Origin of the sequence: Chitinimonas sp. BJYL2 (genome assembly GCF_027257935.1) — a bacterium.
In the GTDB taxonomy this organism is placed as follows: domain Bacteria; phylum Pseudomonadota; class Gammaproteobacteria; order Burkholderiales; family Chitinimonadaceae; genus Chitinimonas.
On the sequence record NZ_JANZKW010000002.1, the window covers coordinates 799591 to 817297 of the forward strand.

Annotated in this window: 17 protein-coding genes and 2 tRNA genes; 8 read left to right on the forward strand and 11 right to left on the reverse strand. The window is 59.9% G+C overall.

The genetic code is table 11. The features are described 5' to 3' along the window. Positions 1–3: 3 nt before the first annotated feature. Positions 4–1455, reverse strand: a complete 1452-nt coding sequence (locus tag O9X62_RS09275; RefSeq protein ID WP_269532535.1) for a hypothetical protein — start codon at positions 1453–1455, stop codon at positions 4–6. A gap of 28 nt (positions 1456–1483) precedes the next feature. Further along, positions 1484–2332, reverse strand: coding sequence for an alpha/beta fold hydrolase (locus O9X62_RS09280; protein ID WP_269532536.1), 849 nt, complete (start codon positions 2330–2332; stop codon positions 1484–1486). Between the two features lie 299 nt (positions 2333–2631). Between O9X62_RS09280 and rarD the strand changes: the two genes are divergently transcribed. From rarD to O9X62_RS09295, 3 genes are all read left to right on the forward strand, one after another. Continuing rightward, on the forward strand, positions 2632–3516 hold the full coding sequence (gene rarD, locus O9X62_RS09285; RefSeq protein WP_269532537.1) for an EamA family transporter RarD: 885 nt from the start codon (positions 2632–2634) through the stop codon (positions 3514–3516). A 30-nt stretch (positions 3517–3546) separates the two neighbouring features. Next, positions 3547–4029, forward strand: coding sequence for an SRPBCC family protein (locus O9X62_RS09290; RefSeq protein ID WP_269532538.1), 483 nt, complete (start codon positions 3547–3549; stop codon positions 4027–4029). A gap of 399 nt (positions 4030–4428) precedes the next feature. Then, positions 4429–4602, forward strand: a complete 174-nt coding sequence (locus O9X62_RS09295) for a hypothetical protein (protein WP_269532539.1) — start codon at positions 4429–4431, stop codon at positions 4600–4602. A gap of 83 nt (positions 4603–4685) precedes the next feature. Here O9X62_RS09295 and O9X62_RS09300 read toward each other — a convergent pair whose 3' ends face one another. Together O9X62_RS09300 and O9X62_RS09305 are read right to left on the reverse strand one after the other, a co-directional pair. After that, positions 4686–4889 carry a cold-shock protein gene (locus O9X62_RS09300; RefSeq protein WP_269532540.1) on the reverse strand — a complete coding sequence of 68 codons (204 nt, stop codon included), beginning with the start codon at positions 4887–4889 and terminating at the stop codon, positions 4686–4688. Positions 4890–5093: 204 nt separating this feature from the next. After that, positions 5094–5651, reverse strand: a complete 558-nt coding sequence (locus O9X62_RS09305) for a DUF1415 domain-containing protein (RefSeq protein ID WP_269532541.1) — start codon at positions 5649–5651, stop codon at positions 5094–5096. 119 nt (positions 5652–5770) lie between these two features. Between O9X62_RS09305 and O9X62_RS09310 the strand changes: the two genes are divergently transcribed. After that, positions 5771–7048, forward strand: a complete 1278-nt coding sequence (locus O9X62_RS09310) for an HD-GYP domain-containing protein (RefSeq protein WP_269532542.1) — start codon at positions 5771–5773, stop codon at positions 7046–7048. Between the two features lie 325 nt (positions 7049–7373). Here O9X62_RS09310 and O9X62_RS09320 read toward each other — a convergent pair whose 3' ends face one another. Next, complete coding sequence (locus O9X62_RS09320) at positions 7374–7739, reverse strand: hypothetical protein (protein WP_269532544.1); 366 nt, start codon at positions 7737–7739, stop codon at positions 7374–7376. 174 nt (positions 7740–7913) lie between these two features. Here O9X62_RS09320 and O9X62_RS09325 point away from each other — a divergent pair, with 174 nt between their 5' ends. From O9X62_RS09325 to O9X62_RS09340, 4 genes are all read left to right on the forward strand, one after another. After that, on the forward strand, positions 7914–10181 hold the full coding sequence (locus O9X62_RS09325) for an Ig-like domain-containing protein (RefSeq protein ID WP_269532545.1): 2268 nt from the start codon (positions 7914–7916) through the stop codon (positions 10179–10181). 160 nt (positions 10182–10341) lie between these two features. Beyond that, a complete protein-coding gene (gene folE, locus O9X62_RS09330) occupies positions 10342–11058 on the forward strand; it encodes a GTP cyclohydrolase I (protein ID WP_269532546.1) in 717 nt (238 codons plus the stop codon). Between the two features lie 12 nt (positions 11059–11070). Beyond that, entirely contained in the window at positions 11071–11499 is a 429-nt protein-coding gene (locus O9X62_RS09335; RefSeq protein ID WP_269532547.1) for a BLUF domain-containing protein, read from the forward strand. 121 nt (positions 11500–11620) lie between these two features. Then, positions 11621–11971: a hypothetical protein gene (locus tag O9X62_RS09340; RefSeq protein ID WP_269532548.1), complete on the forward strand. Its 351-nt coding sequence runs from the start codon at positions 11621–11623 to the stop codon at positions 11969–11971. Positions 11972–12055: 84 nt separating this feature from the next. Here O9X62_RS09340 and O9X62_RS09345 read toward each other — a convergent pair whose 3' ends face one another. From O9X62_RS09345 to lon, 6 genes are all read right to left on the reverse strand, one after another. Next, entirely contained in the window at positions 12056–12448 is a 393-nt protein-coding gene (locus O9X62_RS09345) for a hypothetical protein (RefSeq protein ID WP_269532549.1), read from the reverse strand. Positions 12449–12677: 229 nt separating this feature from the next. After that, the gene (locus tag O9X62_RS09350; RefSeq protein WP_269532550.1) at positions 12678–14507 is read right to left on the reverse strand and encodes a peptidylprolyl isomerase; all 1830 of its coding nucleotides are present in this window, start codon (positions 14505–14507) and stop codon (positions 12678–12680) included. Positions 14508–14595: 88 nt separating this feature from the next. Then, positions 14596–14672, reverse strand: a tRNA-Asp gene (locus O9X62_RS09355). A gap of 53 nt (positions 14673–14725) precedes the next feature. Then, positions 14726–14801, reverse strand: a tRNA-Val gene (locus O9X62_RS09360). A 48-nt stretch (positions 14802–14849) separates the two neighbouring features. Beyond that, complete coding sequence (locus tag O9X62_RS09365; RefSeq protein WP_269532551.1) at positions 14850–15122, reverse strand: HU family DNA-binding protein; 273 nt, start codon at positions 15120–15122, stop codon at positions 14850–14852. A gap of 156 nt (positions 15123–15278) precedes the next feature. Then, positions 15279–17702, reverse strand: a complete 2424-nt coding sequence (lon, locus tag O9X62_RS09370; protein WP_269532552.1) for an endopeptidase La — start codon at positions 17700–17702, stop codon at positions 15279–15281. Between the last annotated feature and the right edge of the window lie 5 nt (positions 17703–17707).

Here is a 17707-nt window from a genome sequence, read left to right on the forward strand (position 1 = left end):
GGTTCAGGCGGCCCGGCACGGGTAGCACCACAAGCGCACACCAAGCTGAACAGGCGCGCCCGGTATCAAGCGAATAGACGAAGCCTCCAGATCGGCATCGAAGGGTGCCTCGGCAGGTAGCCAGTCATGATCCAGCAGCAGCAAGGTCTGGTAGTCGTTTACCGGACAAGGCTTGAGATACAGGGCGCGCTGTACTTCCCCGCCAATCGAGGTCAGCCTGATCGATTCAGCCTCCTGGGCTAACCAACGGACGGCGACAAACAGCTCGCCATCCGCCAGCGGCTCCAGCCTGACCGGATGGCCTAGCCACCAACCCTGGTTAGCAATATTGATGGCCATCAACCCGGACTCCAGCAGCTCGGTCGCCGCCGCCGGCAGCAAAAGACTCAAACCTGCCTCGTCAGCATCATCCAGTCTGGCCGCGTGCACATAGGGATCTTGCCCCGGGACTCGCTCGCCTTTCTGACCCAGCAGGCCCCGAATCCGCAAAAAATCAAAAGCGACCAGCACATCACCGACGCGCGCCGCAGCTGGGTGCCGCCCCCTGCCTCGGCGCAATGCCCAGGCGGTTTCGAGTCTGTCGAACAGGTCCGCCGGACCGGAGGGTGGCCACCACGGCAGCGGCTTACCCGTTCGCAGGTCCCCAGCCATGTCGTGGGCCATCGCAGCACAGGCCTCCAGCCCCATGCACAACGCAGGCATGCCTTCGCGCGGGCCATTCCAGCCCACGATGCGGCTTGCTTCATTGGCATCAATGTCCATGACCAGCGGCGTGATCCGGTGAAAGTCGGCAGCCAGCACAACCTCGGGAGCCAGCAGGTGGCAGATGCGCGCCGCCAGTGCCACCTCGGCAGCGCTGACTACCTTGAAGGCATCGTGGCAGAGCGCCAGATACGCCAGGGGAGCAGCGGGGCCATCCGCAGCACGTTGCGGACCTGGCGACAAGGCGCCCGAGCGGATCAGCGCCAGATACAGACTGACAGGTTCACTCCATGAGAGACGTGCCGCGCCGGGATTCAGCAGCGCACGTGCGCCATGCGCCACCCCAAGCCAGCGGAAGTAGGTCGCGGCGAGCTGGCTGAGATCGGCGAGTTTGCCGTTACCCCGCTGCCACTGCGCTGATTCACGCTGGGCCTCTATATAAGACGCGTTGGCAAGTTGCGTAGCCAGCAGGGCCAAGCGCTGGCCGATCAGGTCACGGCGTACCGGGTTATCTTCGCTGAGCGCCAGTTCGGTCCATGCCTGATCACTCCAGGCACTGGCGGTCGGGTCTACCTGCTCCAGCAAGCGGCGTGCGGTCGGGCCCGCCGGAGACGCGGCCAGCCCCTCACGCACGGCACCGTGCAACAGATCCAGCGCCGCAACCACAGGCTGCCCCGGCAGGCGGGCAATGGTATCGCGAAGCGCGCGGGTGACAGCATCACCCTGCAGATTGGAGAAGAGTCGGTCAAACATGGATGCGGGTCGGGTTTCTAGGGGGGGGCTAGGCGATCAGAAATTCCCTGGCTACCTGGATCTGGTTGTCGTGCAGAAAGGTGGGCGCGTGGCCCACGCCGTCAAAGTCCACCCAGGCAGCCTTGGGTCCACGCTCGCTCATGGCACAGGCGGTCTCAACGGATAGCAGGTCGGACTGCGCGCCGCGGGTCACCATTACGGGGCACTGGATGGCATCGTACATGGGCCACAGACTGACATCCTGACCATTCAGACCAACGCGAAATGGGTGGGCAATGGCCGGATCATAGTTCAGTCGCCAATGCCCCCCTTCCGCCTTGAGCATGACCTCGGTCAGGTAAGCCCACTGGGCATCATCATGAGGACCAAAGGGTGCTGAAACGGCGCGGATATACGTCTCTGCTGCCGCACGATCCGGAAAGGCGGGTGCCTGCCCCACATAGTCGGCGATACGCTGAAGGGCGCTGGCCGCCAACAGCGGGCCGACGTCATTCAGCAACAGGCGTTTGACGGGTGAGCCGGGCAAGGCAGCCAGGAGCATGCCGATCAGGCCGCCCATCGAGGTGCCCAGCCAGCTCACCGAGAGCACATTGAGCCGCGCGATCAGTACCAGCATGTCCTGAACATACAGCGGCAACTGATATCCCATCGGGTCCCGCAACCAATCGCTTTCACCCCGGCCCACGACATCAGGCGCAATCACCCTGAAGTGATCAGACAGTTGCCTGGCAAGCAGGTCAAAGTCGCGACCATTGCGGGTCAGGCCGTGGGCGCAGATCAGTACGCGGGGATTGTCGGGGTCGCCCCACTCGCGGAAGTGCATCCGGTATACGCCGCTTTCCCTGCCGACCAGAACCTGGCCGAGTCGTGCCACCATGCGTATCTCCCCCGTTTGCCCCGTCCCGAGGCACTGTCAAACCTTGCAGGTCAGTCAAGGTGACCCCAGGCATCTTGATGAGATCGGCAGATCGGCGGATTTCTGCACCATTTTGCGCATTCTGCCGTGCTCAAGCTCCCTCTGGCTTCATCTTTATAGCGTGCCAGCACGCAACTGACCGGGATCACGCAATCGCACCGGTCGCTTTACCATGACAGTCGGCCAGCCTGTTATCCCGCTGTATCGTGTGGGCGCCACCTTGCTGAGCGATGATGCGTGGCCAACAGAAAGGCGCCATCGTGAGAACCGGGATCATTTATGCAGCCAGTGCCTACTTCATCTGGGGCTTGCTGCCGCTTTATCTGAAGGCCCTGAGCGAGGTACCCGCAGCGGAAATCCTCATGCACCGGATGATCTGGTCGCTGTGTTTCCTGCTCGTGGTACTGGCGGTACGCCGTCAGTGGCAATGGCTCAAACCGGCACTGGGCGATCCCAATGTCATGTGGCGCTTCATTGCCAGCGCTACCGTGTTGTCGATCAACTGGTTTCTGTATATCTGGGCCGTCAATAGTGGTCGCGTCGTGGATGCGAGCCTCGGCTACTTCATCAATCCGCTGGTCAATGTCATGTTTGGCTACTTCCTGCTCAAGGAACGGCTCAGACTGTCACAGTGGTCCGCGATTGCTGTCGCCGCCATCGGGGTGTTGTGGCTGACAGTGCAGGCCGGCCAACTGCCCTGGATTGGGCTGATGCTGGCCGCCAGTTTCGGCACCTATGGCCTGCTGCGCAAGACGGCCCCCTTGGGCGCGCTCGAAGGCTTGTCCCTGGAGACCCTGCTGCTCACGCCGTTTGCGTTGGCCTACATAGGCTGGCTCGCCAGCCAGGGCCAAAGCGGCTTCATGAATGGCAGTTCGCTGACACAGGCCCTGCTGATTGCGGCGGGCCCCATTACCGCCATTCCCTTGTTACTGTTTGCAGCTGGCGCCCGGCGCATTCCCATGACCCTGCTGGGGCTGCTGCAATATATCGGCCCGACCCTGCAGATGGGTCTGGGCGTCTTTCTCTGGCATGAGCCATTCAGCCAGACCAAGTTCATCGGCTTTGCGCTGATCTGGTCTGCCCTTGCCATCTATACGCTGGAAGGGCTGTGGTTCAACCGGCAGCAACGCGCGGCGCTGGCGTAAAATAGTGGCAGTCCTTCGCCGAGCTAACCCATGCATTTCGAGCATCTTGTTCAGATCAACAATCCGGACGATCCACTACTCACCGTCATGAGTCGCGCCCAGTTGTGGCGAGGACTGATGCGCAGGGTCGAGAAGCCCGAGGAGTTTCTCGTCGGCGTGGAGTCGGTGCGCATCATCGAGCGTGGTGAGGATTGGCTCAAGCGCGAGATGCAGTTGGGCGCCTTGCTAGTACAGGACCACATCCTGCTGGCCCACGAGCACATCATCCAGTTCGCCACGGCCCCCAGTGCGCAACACGGTGGCGGCCACTTCACGATGGTGATCGAGGAGCCGAGCCCCGGGGACCTGTTCGTACGCTTTCGTTACGAAACCAGCCTGCCGGAGGCCGGCGAAGCGACGACGGAAGCCGATGATGCCTACTTTGCCGATTATGTGAAATCCGCCTACCGAGCTACCGATATCGATGCCATTCGCTGGATACGCGAATTGCTCGAAACCGGGCAGCTCGATTAAGGCAGGCAAACAATAAAAAAGCCGCGGGCCATTGCGCGCGGCTTTTGTCGGAACCCCTGCTGAGCAGGAAGACGACTCCCCGAAGGGATCAACGTCGGAACAGGTAGATTAGCCAACCCATAATAACGCTCCTTTCACTTTCGGCATCGCGCACTGTCTGTAAAGACCAGCGCGTTAGCTGTACGCGGGCGGTTGCAACCCTTGCCATATTTCAACGACAACCACCGGCCGCAGGCACATAGCCAATGTGTAACCTCGCCTGCTCCGGCCCATGAAACCCGATTGGTCCCACGCTTTACTACAATCTGGTCAACTGTAGATGTTTGATTTTACAGGATTGTTGCATAACAGCAAAGTCCGCTACACTCCACCGTCAACTCCCCGCAGAGAACTTGCATCATGAAACGCACGGAACTGGAAAAACGACTCGGCCTCAAGATTGCTGGACGTCAGGCAGGTGAAAAGAAAACCCAGCGCTTTGGCACAGGCAACAAGGCTGGTAGTCAGGCGAACCAACCCCAAGGCCTGCTGGCCGGTCTGCTCAAGAAGGCAGACACCAGCGACAACAAGTAAGACACCCGGATCGCGCCTTGACACCCGGGCGCGGCCATAAAAAAAGCCCGGCTATGCCGGGCTTTTCTATCAGCGAGTCTGGATTAGACAGGCTTGATGTTCGATGCTTGCTTGCCCTTGGGGCCAGTCGTCACATCGAAGGACACCTTCTGGTTTTCCTGGAGCGACTTGAAGCCGTTCGACTGGATTTGCGAGAAGTGTGCGAACAGGTCTTCGCCGCCATCATCAGGAGTGATGAAGCCGAAGCCCTTGGAGTCATTGAACCACTTAACGGTACCGTTAGCCATGATGTTTATCCTTGTAGAATAAAGTGAAAAAAGTGCCGACGATCAAACAAGGAAGGCGAACCGGAATACCGCAGGGGTATGAGGAAAACTGCCTGAAACCTGATACTTGACTGTACATGCAGCCTGCCTTTTACGCGATTACCCTTGGCGACGCAAGACATTTCGCGGCTGCGGCACAAAGTACCTGCTTTCAGCCAGCCTGACTCAAGCCTTTGGCGTCGCTTTCAGACCCAGCTTGCGCCACCCTTCATGCCCCAGCTTCTGCAGGGTCTCCATGTTTCGCTCGAAGATGGCCGCTGCATCAGGAAAGGCCGCCACGGCACGATCGATACTGTCCTCGCGCAGCAGATGCAGGGTGGGGTAAGGCGCGCGGTTCGTATAGTTGGTGATGTCGTCTGGCTCGGTATCGGCAAACTGGTAATGCGGGTGAAAGCTTGCCACTTGCAGACAGCCTTCCAGCCCGTTGTCCACCACAGCACCCTCGGCCCAAGCCAGAAAATCGTTGTACTCGGCAAAATCGGTCAGCAGCGCCGGATGGATGAGCAGGGTCGTATCGATCTCGGCTGCCGGGGTGGCCGCCAATAACTGGAGTTCGCGGTCCAGCTCTTCGAGCAAGCCATCAAGATGCGGTGCCGTACTGACCACATAGCGCACCTGCTCCTTCACGTACACCGCGCGCGCGAAGGGGCATAGATTGAGGCCGATGACCGCCTTCTCGAGCCAGTCGCGCGTATCGGCAATGACACTTTCCTTATCGATCATGGTGGCAGTCGCTAGAATCATGGAAAGAGGATTGTAACGCGAGGGCATAGTTTGCCGCGTTCGCCTGTCTGCCTGCATGCAGCTCCCCGGAACTCCACTTTGGCCAGCAAGCCCTGAACATGACCAGCAGCAACGAATCTGGCTACATTCATCCCTCCCAGCTCTGCGTGGGACTTTACGTGCGGCTGGAGCTCGACTGGCTGGAACATCCGTTCACGTTCAACCAGTTCAAGATCACCAAGCAGGAACAGATTGATACCCTGCAATCACTGGGGCTGGACCGCATCAAGGTGGACATGAAGCGTAGCGATGCCAAGCCCCTGCCCGCCCCCGCCGAACCTCCCCCGCCCGCGGTGGTTGCGGACCGGACAGCGCAGGATGCGGCGATTGTTGCCAAGCGCGTACGGATTGAGCGTCTGGCCCAGCATCGCTCGGCACTGAACGAATGCGAGCGCAAGTTCCAAGGGGCAGCCAGAGCGCTCAAGGCCATTACCCGCAATCTGTTCGCGCGACCGGGCGAATCCATGGAAGAAGCCGCTGCCCTGATCGGTGGGCTGGTCGACTCGATGCTGACCGAGCGCGACATTGCCATCCATCTGATGAACGACAAGGCCGCCAATGAGGAAATGTATTTCCACCAGCTGAACGTTGCCGTGCTGGCGCTGATGCTGGGTCGGCAACTCAATATGGACAGGGAGCAACTGACCGAGCTGGGTATGGGCGCACTGTTCCACGATATCGGCAAGGTGGAGTTGCCAAGTCAGCTGATCAACAAGACCGAGCCACTAAGCCCCAGTGAGCAGGATCTGATGATGCGGCATACCAATTTCGGACTGGATATCGGCAAGAAACTGGGATTGACTCCCGAAGCGCTGGCCATCGTGTTCCAGCACCACGAGTATGTCGATGGCAGCGGCTACCCGCATGCCTTGTCGGGGGATGGCATCCTGCCGCTGTCCAAACTCGTCAGCATCGTCAATGAGTACGACAACCTCTGCAACCGGCCCAATCCCAGGGATTCGCTCACCCCTTACGAGGCGCTGGCTACCATGTTCGGGCAGCAACGCAAGCGGTTTGATCCGCAGGCACTGGGCATTTTCATTCGCTGCATGGGCGTTTATCCACCCGGGACACTCGTGCAGCTTTCCAATAACGCCTTGGGGCTGGTGATGTCGGTGAACGCGAGCAAACCGCTCAAGCCCACCGTGCTGATCTACGATCCCTCCGTCCCCAAGCACGAGGCCATCATTCTGGATTTGGAAACCGAACCAGACCTCACCATCATCAAAAGCATCCGCCCTGGCCTGCTGCCTGCTCCCGTTTTCGCCTATCTGAATCCACGCAAGCGGATGACTTACTACTGCGATGCCCTGCCGGGCAATCCGCCCCCGAACTGATCATCCACCTCCGCATCCGAATCGCACCCAGAGCCAGCGGCAATGCCCCGGGCCAGCCAGCGGCGTGCAACTGGCGCCAGGGCCGCAGGCAGCCAGCGCAAATAATGCTGAGGATGCTGCAGCAGGCCGCAGCGATAGACTTCCCCGGCGGTCTGCCACTCAAGCGCGGGACACGATCCGGTGCGCGCACCGAGCCATGTATGCGCGGCCGGGCATGGCTCAGCCAGACAACACACACCACATCCGTTGCAGACCGCACCGTAAGCCGGCTTGGCCGGGGCATCGGGGTGAATATGAATGATCTGCAGGTTCATGCCATACGTGCTCAATACCGCCAATGACACAAAAAAAGGTAAGCGACGGTGATCTGCACCATCACCACCATCGCGCCGCTCGCGAACATGCCGGTCGCACCGGCCAGCAAGCGAGATGCGGCCGGAAGCATGATGCCCGCCTGCTCCAGCGCCTCAAACATCATGATGCCCCCCAGCAACAGGGCAAAGATCAAGGTCCATCGCAACAGGTAACCCGGCAGATAGACGCGACGCTCGCGATTGTGGCGATAAGCCGCAGCCTGCTCCAACAGATTGCCGCGATTCACATCCTTGAACATCCAGAACGGCCAGATATAGAGATAAAGCAGGCTGGCGAGTGATGCCTCGCCGTCTGGCTCGAGCGTGCGCGTCATCATGGAAGTCACTCCTTGCGCCGGTCTCGGCGGCGCTTTACTCCAACATGGTCCAAGCGCGGCAAATTTGCATAACCGTCTGGCGGAAAGACCTTTTTTGCCTTCAGATATGCCAATGTCACCCCGGTTGCTGATACCATGCGCGGCTTTGAAAAACTACTCAGACCGCGCTGCATCATGCCCGCTCGCACACCGCTGCAAACTGCTTCCCTGCTCCTGATCACCCTGCTTGCGCCGACGCTGGTCCAGGCTGCCGACAAACCCGCCGAGAACGAGGGCAGCCTCCAGTTCACCGGGGATACCGCGCGTGCCTCCATCGGCATTCGCAAGGGTGGCGACTTTCAGGGTGAACTACTGGGCGTGCTGAGTGAAGATGCCCGCTCGGCCTGGCTGGGCCAGATCTGGTTAGGTGGCTCGGCCGGCGGGGTGCAGCTGGACTACCACGTGCTGGGCGACGGCGCCGTCGAGAAGTATTTTGTTGCCCTCGACCAGAATCGCCAGCGCGACCACAAGCTCAGCGCCGGCTATGGCCGGGAATATGCGAACTGGTTCGGCAATGCCTACTTGAGCCATGGACTCACGGGCAAGCGGCTGGTCGGCGAGCAGACCACGCAGGTGCAGACGCAGACCAGCGGTAATGACGCCGGCCGCCCGTTTGTCGATACCCTGACCGTGAGCACGTTATCGCGCACCTTTGAAAAGGCTTACGACTTGGGCGTGGGCTTGCGCCTTGGGCGCTATTTCGATGAAACGTCCGTGCGCCTGACGGGCGGCTTGGATCATGAGTGGGGCAAGGCCGGTGCCCGGCAAACCAGCGTATCTGCACTGCTGGAAAAATTCTTCGTCGGCACACCTCATAGTCTCGCGCTGGATCTCGAACACTATCGCAAGCAAGGCTCAGCCGAGGTGCGCCGTAACGACAGCCGCTTTGTCCTGAGCTACCGCTATAACTTCGGCAAGCCGAACAGCCAGCACGAGCGTAGCTATCGCATCACGGCAGAGCAAAGCGCGGGAACACCGCCAACCGTGATTCCCGAGCGCACCGAGCGCAAGCTGGTGAAGACCACAGCGAGCATGAATGCCGATGCGTTCTTCGATTTCAGCAGCAGCAAGCTGACGCCACTGGCGCGTACCGAGCTGGACCGCATCAGTGATGTGCTCAAGCAGAATCCGCGGGAAGGCAATATCCGTATCGTTGGCCACACCTGCGATATCGGTGGCCACGCCATCAATGACAAGCTATCGCTCAAGCGCGCTCAGGCGGTGCTGGACTACCTGATCAGCAAGGGTGGCTTGAGCGCTGATGCCGCCGTCGTGGAAGGCAAAGGCAAGCGCGAGCCGCGTTTCGGCGCCACGGAAGAAGGTCGTGCCAAGAACCGCCGCGTGGAACTCGAATTCATCACCGTGACCGAGAAGGAAGAGCTGGTCACGATTGCTGCACAAACCACACCGGGCACCCCGGCCACGGTGAGCTATCGCCGCGAACTGATCGAGCAAGAGCCTGCATGGATGCGTGCAGCGCTGAGGAATCCCAGCACGCACAAGCGCGCTGTGGATGTTTACCGCACGGTCGAACAGACGCAATCGACTTCCACCACGCGCCAGTGGCTGAACCGTGCGCCCAGCGCGGGTAACGACAGCTTCCAGGCAGTCGCCGGCGTCGCCACCCTGCTGGCGCTGACCAGCAACGATAACGATCCCGATACGGACGATGGCATTACCCTGCTGTCGGTCGGCGCTGCCAACCATGGGCAGCTCACCATCGTCGGTAATCAGGTCCGTTATCTGGCCCCGGCTGATTTCACCGGCGAGGACAGCTTCAGCTACCAGATCCAGGACAAACAGGGTGCCAAGGCAGAGGCCCGTGTCACGGTAACCGTCAGCCGCCCCAATGTGGCCCCCGTTGCCGCAGATGATACTTACACGGTCGCAGCAGGTAGCAGCAGCTTGCTGGCCGTCACCAGCAATGACACTGATGCCGATGCCGGCGATGTGATCTCGATTGCTTCGCTTGGCACGCCGGCGCATGGCCAGGTCACCATCGAGGGTAACCAGATTCGCTATGTTGCGCCGGTCGGTTATGCCGGCGCAGACAGCTTTAGCTACAAGATCAAGGATGCCCAAGGAGCCATCTCCGAAGCGCAGGTCAGCATCGCGGTGATTTCACCTAATCGCGCACCTACTGCCGTGGATGATCGCTTCTGGGTCAGTGGCTCCGTACCCAGCACGGTGGATGTGTTGCGCAATGACAGTGATCCGGATGGCGACACCCTTACCATCATCAGTGTCACCCAGCCGCAGAACGGCAATGGTACGGTCAGCATCGAAGGGAACAAGGTGGTGTTCAAGCCATTCAATCTGTTTCTTTATGATTACTTCACCTACACCGTCAGCGATGGCCGCGGTGGTGTCGCCACCGCGAACGTAACGCTGATCGACCCCTGACATACCATGCGGCGATAGCTGCACGGCCGGTCAACACAGGCCGTGCAGCCCTTGATGCCTCTCTTCTTGCCCGCACCCGGACAAAACAGGGGTATGCAACGGTATCGGGGCGCTCGGGTACAATCGATGCATTACCCTAATGCCCGTTCAGGATATCGCCGTGAGCAAATCACCCAACCGGGACACGACAACGGCCGACCAGCCCGTCTCCTTCCGGATTCGCAGCCGTATTCAGCAAGCACAGCGGCGTTTTCACGCCAATGACAACATCGCAGAGTTCATCGAGCCCGGTGAGCTGGACGAATTGCTGAATGAAGTCGAAGGCAAGCTCAAGGGCGTGCTGGACAGTCTGGTGATCGATACGGAAAGCGATCACAACACCCAGGACACAGCGCGCCGTGTAGCCAAGATGTATATCAAGGAGGTTTTCCAGGGTCGCTACGTGCCTGAACCGGCCGTCACCGAATTCCCCAATGTCGAGCACCTCAATGAACTGATGATCGTTGGGCCGATCACGGTACGCAGCGCCTGCTCACACCATTTTTGCCCCATCATCGGCAAGCTGTGGATCGGCATCATGCCGAACCAGCACTCGAACCTGATCGGCCTCTCCAAATACGCTCGGCTGGCCGAGTGGATCATGACCCGCCCCCAGATCCAGGAAGAAGCTGTGATCCAGGTGGCGGATCTTCTGCAAGACAAGATGAATCCCGACGGTCTTGCCCTGGTAATGGAAGCCGATCACTTCTGCATGAACTGGCGCGGCGTGAAAGACATGAACGCCCGCATGATCAACAGCGTGATGCGCGGCGTGTTCCTCAAGGATGCCAGCCTGCGCCGCGAATTCCTGTCCCTGCTCGATAACAAGCGCTCCTGAGGAACTCCTGCCATGCTCGTTCGCCTGCTTTATGCCAGCCGCGCCGCCCAGCCTCTCAGCAGCGAGGTGGTAGATACCATCCTCTCCCAGTCACGCAAACACAATACCGATCACGGCGTCACGGGCATTCTCTGCTACAGCGGCGATATCTTCATGCAGGTACTGGAGGGTGGGCGCAAGGAAGTCTCCTCGCTCTACAACACCATCGTGCGCGATGGTCGCCATCGCAATGTGGAGCTGCTGCACTTTGAAGAGATCACCGAGCGCCGCTTCTCAGGCTGGACCATGGGTCAGGTCAACCTCGCCAAGGTCAACCCTTCCACCTTGCTAAAATACTCGGCACGTCCCGTGCTTGATCCATTCCTCGTCAGTGGTGCTGCCTCCATGGCCCTGCTTGATGAGCTGATTGCCACGGCTGCCATTGTTGGTCGCCCTCTCTGATAAGTCCTGACAACGGCTGACCGACACGGCCAGCCGAGCGGCCCCTCAAGTTTCACGTCGCCGTACCGATAAGTACTTCATCTAGGCAGGCATTTCTGCCCAGCAAGGTGCGAGTACGGCAATGTGGTCGGGCAATAAACTCATCGATAGCGGTGTTTCCATGCAGGAGCGTGTGCGACGTCACTACGCCCCGCTGGAAGTCGCCCCGGTGCAGCCCCTGCATAGTTTGCCGGCCGGAACCACACCGCAAGCAGAAACCACGGCCGCAGCTGGTTGGCAGGCCGTTTGGTCAGACGCCCTTGCTCGTACCGGCGTGCTGGCCGAAGCCGAAGCGGCAATCTACCGTCGCGAGGCAGCACTGGCACAGCGTGAGCTGGCCCTTCGGCAACGCGAGCGTGCCTTGCAGGACAAGGCGCGGGAACAGGCCGAGTCACTGCTGTGGCAACCAACCATCCGGGCGCTGAGCCGCTGACCCAGCCTCACCCCCACAAAAGCAACGCCGGACTCAAAGTCCGGCGTTCTTCATTGGATGGCCGCCGCCTCCTGCCTGCGCATCCTAAAGCTTGCGCACCAGCCAGAACAATACCGCCACAGCCAACAGCACGGGCAGCCAGATCGGGGTAAGCGCCAGGAAGACCACCCCCAGCACGCCCACCACAATCATGACCACCAGCAGCGATGCCCCGATCAGCACGAGCACAAATGCGAGCAGTGCGAACACGACGGCGACCACCGCAAAAACCGCCCCCACCACCGAACCGATCAGGTCGCCATCCCAATCTATTGCCGGCTGCGCACCATTGGACAGGCCGACTAGCAAGAGAATGGCCGTCAACACCAGCAGGAAGAACACCGTCCAGCGCCACGACGGCACCTTGCTGGCACGGCTGCTGCCGGTTTGAGGATGGATGCTGTCGATGTCGTAACGCGCGTCGAGCTGGCCTTGCATGATGATCTCCCTGAATGTCTGTCACCCCGACCAGAGCCATCGCCCTGATCCATGAGTGCAGATTAACGGGTGAGACATGCCGTCTCGACAAGCCGCCGACAGATCACCGCAAGCTCGGGATGAGATGCAGATTCTCGGTGTGGCACGCAGCCGGACCATGCCGTTACCCCGCGTCATGGCATGAAAAAAGCCACCCTGGCGGGTGGCTTTGGGAGGATACGTCAGTGAATCAGGGCTGAGGGGCGGCCTGGGTACGCACTTCCACCTTCTGCTGTTTACGCAAGGAAGCCATATACGCGGCAAAGTCCTGCTGACCGGACAGCTCGCCAAGACGACTGGCCAGATTGGCTTGCTCTGCTGCCGCCAGCGGCTGGGCCTGTGCCGCAGCGACCTTGAGCACGGTGTAGGTCTCGCCTTCCACAAACCCTGCAAAACCAGGTAGTTTGGTCTTGGGCACCGAGAACATCGCCTCAACAGCCGCCTTGCCAAAGCCTTGGGAATCCAGGCGGCTGGACTGACGCTCCGGAGACCAAGCCAATGCCGGCTGTTGGCCTGCCTGCAGGCTAGCCAGCGTCTTCTTGCCCTCCGCTTGTGCCAACTTGACGGCCTTCTCACGCTTGAGCTTCTCGGCAATCGCGGCACTGACCTCACCAATCGCCTGCATGCGGCCAGGCTCATGGGCAGTAATCCGCGCAGAAATCCAGCGACCGGGCGCGACCTCTACGGCCTCGCTATTGTGCTTCTTGTTCAGCACATCATCCGCGAATACGGCTTCGCGCAGCTTGGGATGATTCAGCAGCGGGTCGGCGCTCGCCTCACGGGTCATCCAGTCACTCTCGCGCAGGCTGATCTTGAATGCGGCAGCCGCTGGCTGGAGGCTGTCTGCCTGCTGGTAAACCAGATCGGTAAACTTGTCGACCTCTGCCTGGAAGCGCTTCTGGACCGTTTCCTGTCGTAACCGTTGTTCAATGACTGGTTTGAGTTCTTCGAGCGACTTGGTACGGCTATCGACCATCTGGAGGATATGGAAGCCAAAATCCGTCTCGACCAGGTCGCTCAGCTCATCCTTGGCGAGCTTGAAGGCCACCTCATCAAACGCCTTCACCATCACACCACGACCAAAGTAGCCCAGATCCCCGCCTTGGGCCGCAGAACCCGTATCATCCGAATGCTGCTTGGCCAGATCTGCAAAGCTCGCAGGGCTCTGCTTGATCTTGGCAAGCAATTGCGCGGCCTTCTGCTTGGCGGCGGCTTTCTCCGCTGCCGGAGCCTTGGCATCTGCCTTGATCAGGATGTGGCGCACATTACGCTCTTCAGGCGCAAGCTCAGCGCGCTTGGCATCGTAATACGCCTTGATTTCCTCAGCCGTGACGGTCACGTTCTGGGCCAGATCGTCTTGCGACAGCAGGGCGTAGCTGAGCTTGACGCGCTCAGCCAGGCGATAGTCAGCCTGATGACCATCGTAGTATTGCTTGATCTCAGCCTCGCTGACGCTGACCTTGGGCAGATACTGATCGGGCGAGAACACGAACGACTGCACGGTACGCGGCTCAGCCAGTGCCTGAATCAGACGATCATTGACCTGGCGCGACCCAAAGCTGGTATTGGCGAGTACGAAAGCAAGCTGACGCAGACGCAAGGTCTCGGCAACGCGCGCCTCGAACTGAGCCACGCTTTGCTGCTGGGCAGCGAGTGCAGTTTCATAACGTGCATGATCAAACTGGCCTTTGTCGTCCTTGAACGCAGCAATGCCCAGAATGTAATCGCGCAGCAGTGCATCACTGGCACGGACAGCCTGGCGATCACTTTCGTTGAGCAGCACCTGACGCTGGATCAGTTGCTCAACGGCTTGCGGCTTCATGGCATCGGCAACAGGACGGCCACCATTAGCCTCGGCCAGCTCACGCTCACCTAGCTTGACGCCATCGACCTTGGCCAGGAAATCATCGCCACCGGAAGCGCTATAGCCTGCCATGCCGCCACCGATCATCAGACCCAGCGCAACCAGGCCAAGGGCAACAGCAACCACACCGCGATTGTTGTGTACGAAATCAAACATCGAGACTCGACTCCCGGCCCATCGGGCAGAAGGTTGAAGGCATAGACAACAAAAAAGGGCGAACGCCTGAGCGTTCACCCTTTTGACTTGGCGGAGCGGACGGGACTCGAACCCGCGACCCCCGGCGTGACAGGCCGGTATTCTAACCAACTGAACTACCGCTCCATTCCCGCTTGGCTGGCCACCTTGTGAACAGGATAACCAACAACGGGTTTGACTGGTGGGTGGTGACGGGATCGAACCGCCGACATTCTGCGTGTAAGGCAGACGCTCTACCAACTGAGCTAACCACCCCTACCCACCCGAGCATCGTTTCCTGAAAGGGCGGGTCAGGAAAGTCGACTATTGTACGGCATCTTTCAGCGACTTGCCAGCACGGAACTTGGGTTGCTTGGCAGATTTGATCTTGATAGTGGCGCCGGTACGCGGATTGCGACCGTTGCGGGCACTGCGTTCACCTACGTAAAACGTGCCAAAGCCAACCAGGGTCACCATCTCGCCGCCTTTGAGCGCGGTCGTTACGGCAGCGATGGTTGCATCGAGGGCTTTACCGGCGGCGGCCTTGGAAATCTGGGCTTCGGCGGCGATGGCATCAATCAGTTCCGACTTATTCACTTATGTCCCCTTTCGGTTGATGGGATAGGCAATGAAGGTCAAGCACAAGGATGATCAAACGCACGGACGTTATAGCAAGGCGTTTTTTTGCGTGTCAAGCGCAAAGCCGCGCCATTGCTGGATTTCAAGGCACCCAGACCATTAGCGACACAAACTTCAGTGTTTGGTGGGTGTGGTAGTGCCAGCCGGGGCTGGTGCCGCGCCTGCTGCTGCCGTATCCGCCGCCTCGGCCTCCGGCGCACGCGGCACCGGCTGACGCTCCAGCGACAGGGTCAACACCTGGTCAATCCACTTGACTGGATGAATCTCCAGCTTCTGTTTGATGTTGTCGGGAATCTCGACCAGATCCTTGGTGTTGCCCTCGGGAATCAGCACATGCTTGATGCCGCCACGGTGGGCTGCCAGCAGTTTTTCCTTGAGGCCACCAATCGGCAGGACCTCACCACGCAGGGTGATTTCGCCCGTCATGGCGACATCGGCCCGCACCGGAATACCGGTGAGGATGGACACCATGGCCGTGGTAATGGCGATACCGGCCGAGGGGCCATCCTTGGGCGTAGCTCCCTCGGGCAAGTGAATATGGATATCGTGCTTCTGGTAGAAGTCCGGATCAATCCCGAGACTGTCGGCGCGTGAACGCACCACCGATAGCGCTGCCTGGATCGACTCCTGCATCACCTCGCCCAGCGTGCCGGTGGTAATCATCTTGCCCTTGCCGGCCAGCGACACAGCCTCGATGGTCAGCAACTCGCCGCCCACCTCGGTCCAGGCCAAGCCAGTGACTTGACCAATCTGGTTGTTCTCTTCAGCCAGACCATAGGTGAACTTACGCACGCCCAGATACTTTTCCAGATTCTTGGCGTTGACGATCACCTTCTTGTCCGAAGGCTTGAGCAGCAAGGCCTTGACGACCTTGCGGCAGATGCGCGCGACTTCGCGATCCAGGCTACGCACACCGGCTTCACGCGTGTAGTAACGGACGATGTCGCGCAGGGCCGACTCATGCACCACCAGCTCGTTTTCCTTGAGTCCGTTGGCAGTCATCTGCTTAGGCACCAGATACTTCTCGGCGATATTGACCTTCTCGTCCTCGGTGTAGCCGGCAAGGCGGATGATTTCCATCCGGTCCAGCAGCGGTGCCGGAATATTCAGCGAGTTTGCCGTGGCCACGAACATCACGTCCGAGAGGTCGTAATCGACCTCCAGATAATGGTCGTTGAACGCATGGTTCTGCGCCGGATCCAGCACCTCCAGCAGCGCCGACGATGGATCGCCACGGAAGTCCGCACCCATCTTGTCGACTTCGTCGAGCAAGAACAGCGGGTTCTTCACGCCAGCCTTGTTCATGGACTGGAGAATCTTGCCCGGCATTGAGCCGATATAGGTACGACGGTGACCGCGAATCTCGGCTTCATCACGGACGCCGCCAAGGGCCATGCGCACGAACTTGCGGTTGGTCGCGCGGGCAATGCTCTCGCCGAGGCTGGTCTTACCCACGCCGGGCGGGCCGACCAGACACAGGATCGGGGCCTTGAGCTTGTCCACACGCTGCTGCACGGCGAGATACTCGACGATGCGTTCTTTGACCTTGTCGAGGCCGTAATGGTCGCTATCGAGCACCTTGTCGGCAGCGGCCAGATCCTTGCTGATCTTGGTTTTTTTCTTCCAGGGCAGGCCGATCAGCGTGTCGATATAGTTGCGCACCACGGTGGCCTCGGCCGACATGGGCGACATCATCTTCAGCTTCTTCAGCTCGGCATCGGCCTTGGCCTTGGCATCCTTGGGCAGGCCGGCAGCCTTGATCCGCTTCTCCAGCTCATCGAGCTCCGCACCCTCTTCGACTTCGCCAAGCTCTTTCTGGATCGCCTTGACCTGCTCGTTGAGATAGTACTCGCGCTGGCTCTTCTCCATCTGCCGCTTCACACGGCCACGGATGCGCTTTTCGACCTGGAGGATGTCGATCTCGGCCTCAAGCTGCTTGAGCAGGTGCTCAAGACGCTCGTTGACCTTGAACATTTCGAGGATTTCCTGCTTTTGTTCAAGCTTGAGGGGCAGATGGGCAGCGACGGTATCGGCAAGACGACCGGCACGCTCGATGCCAGACAGCGAGGTCAGCACCTCGGGCGGAATCTTCTTGTTAAGTTTGACGAACTGATCGAACTGGGCCAGCAGCGCACGGCGCATGGCTTCGATCTCGTTGTCGTCGGTGGCATCCATGGGCACGGGGCGGGCGGTAACGGTGAAGTAACCCTCCTCCTCGCTGATGTCCTGCACCAGCGCGCGCTGGCTGCCTTCCACCAGCACCTTGACCGTGCCATCGGGCAGTTTGAGCATCTGCAGGATGGTCGCCACTGTGCCGATATCGTACATATCGGTAGCGACAGGCTCATCCTTGGCGGCATTTTTCTGGGCAAGCAGCAGAATCTGCTTGCCGGCTTCCATGGCGGCTTCAAGCGCGCGGATCGACTTGGGTCGCCCCACGAACAGCGGGATCACCATAAAGGGAAACACCACCACGTCGCGCAGCGGCAGCAGGGGCATCTCGATGGGTTTGGCGGGCAGTTCGGTATGCTGGGACATGATGG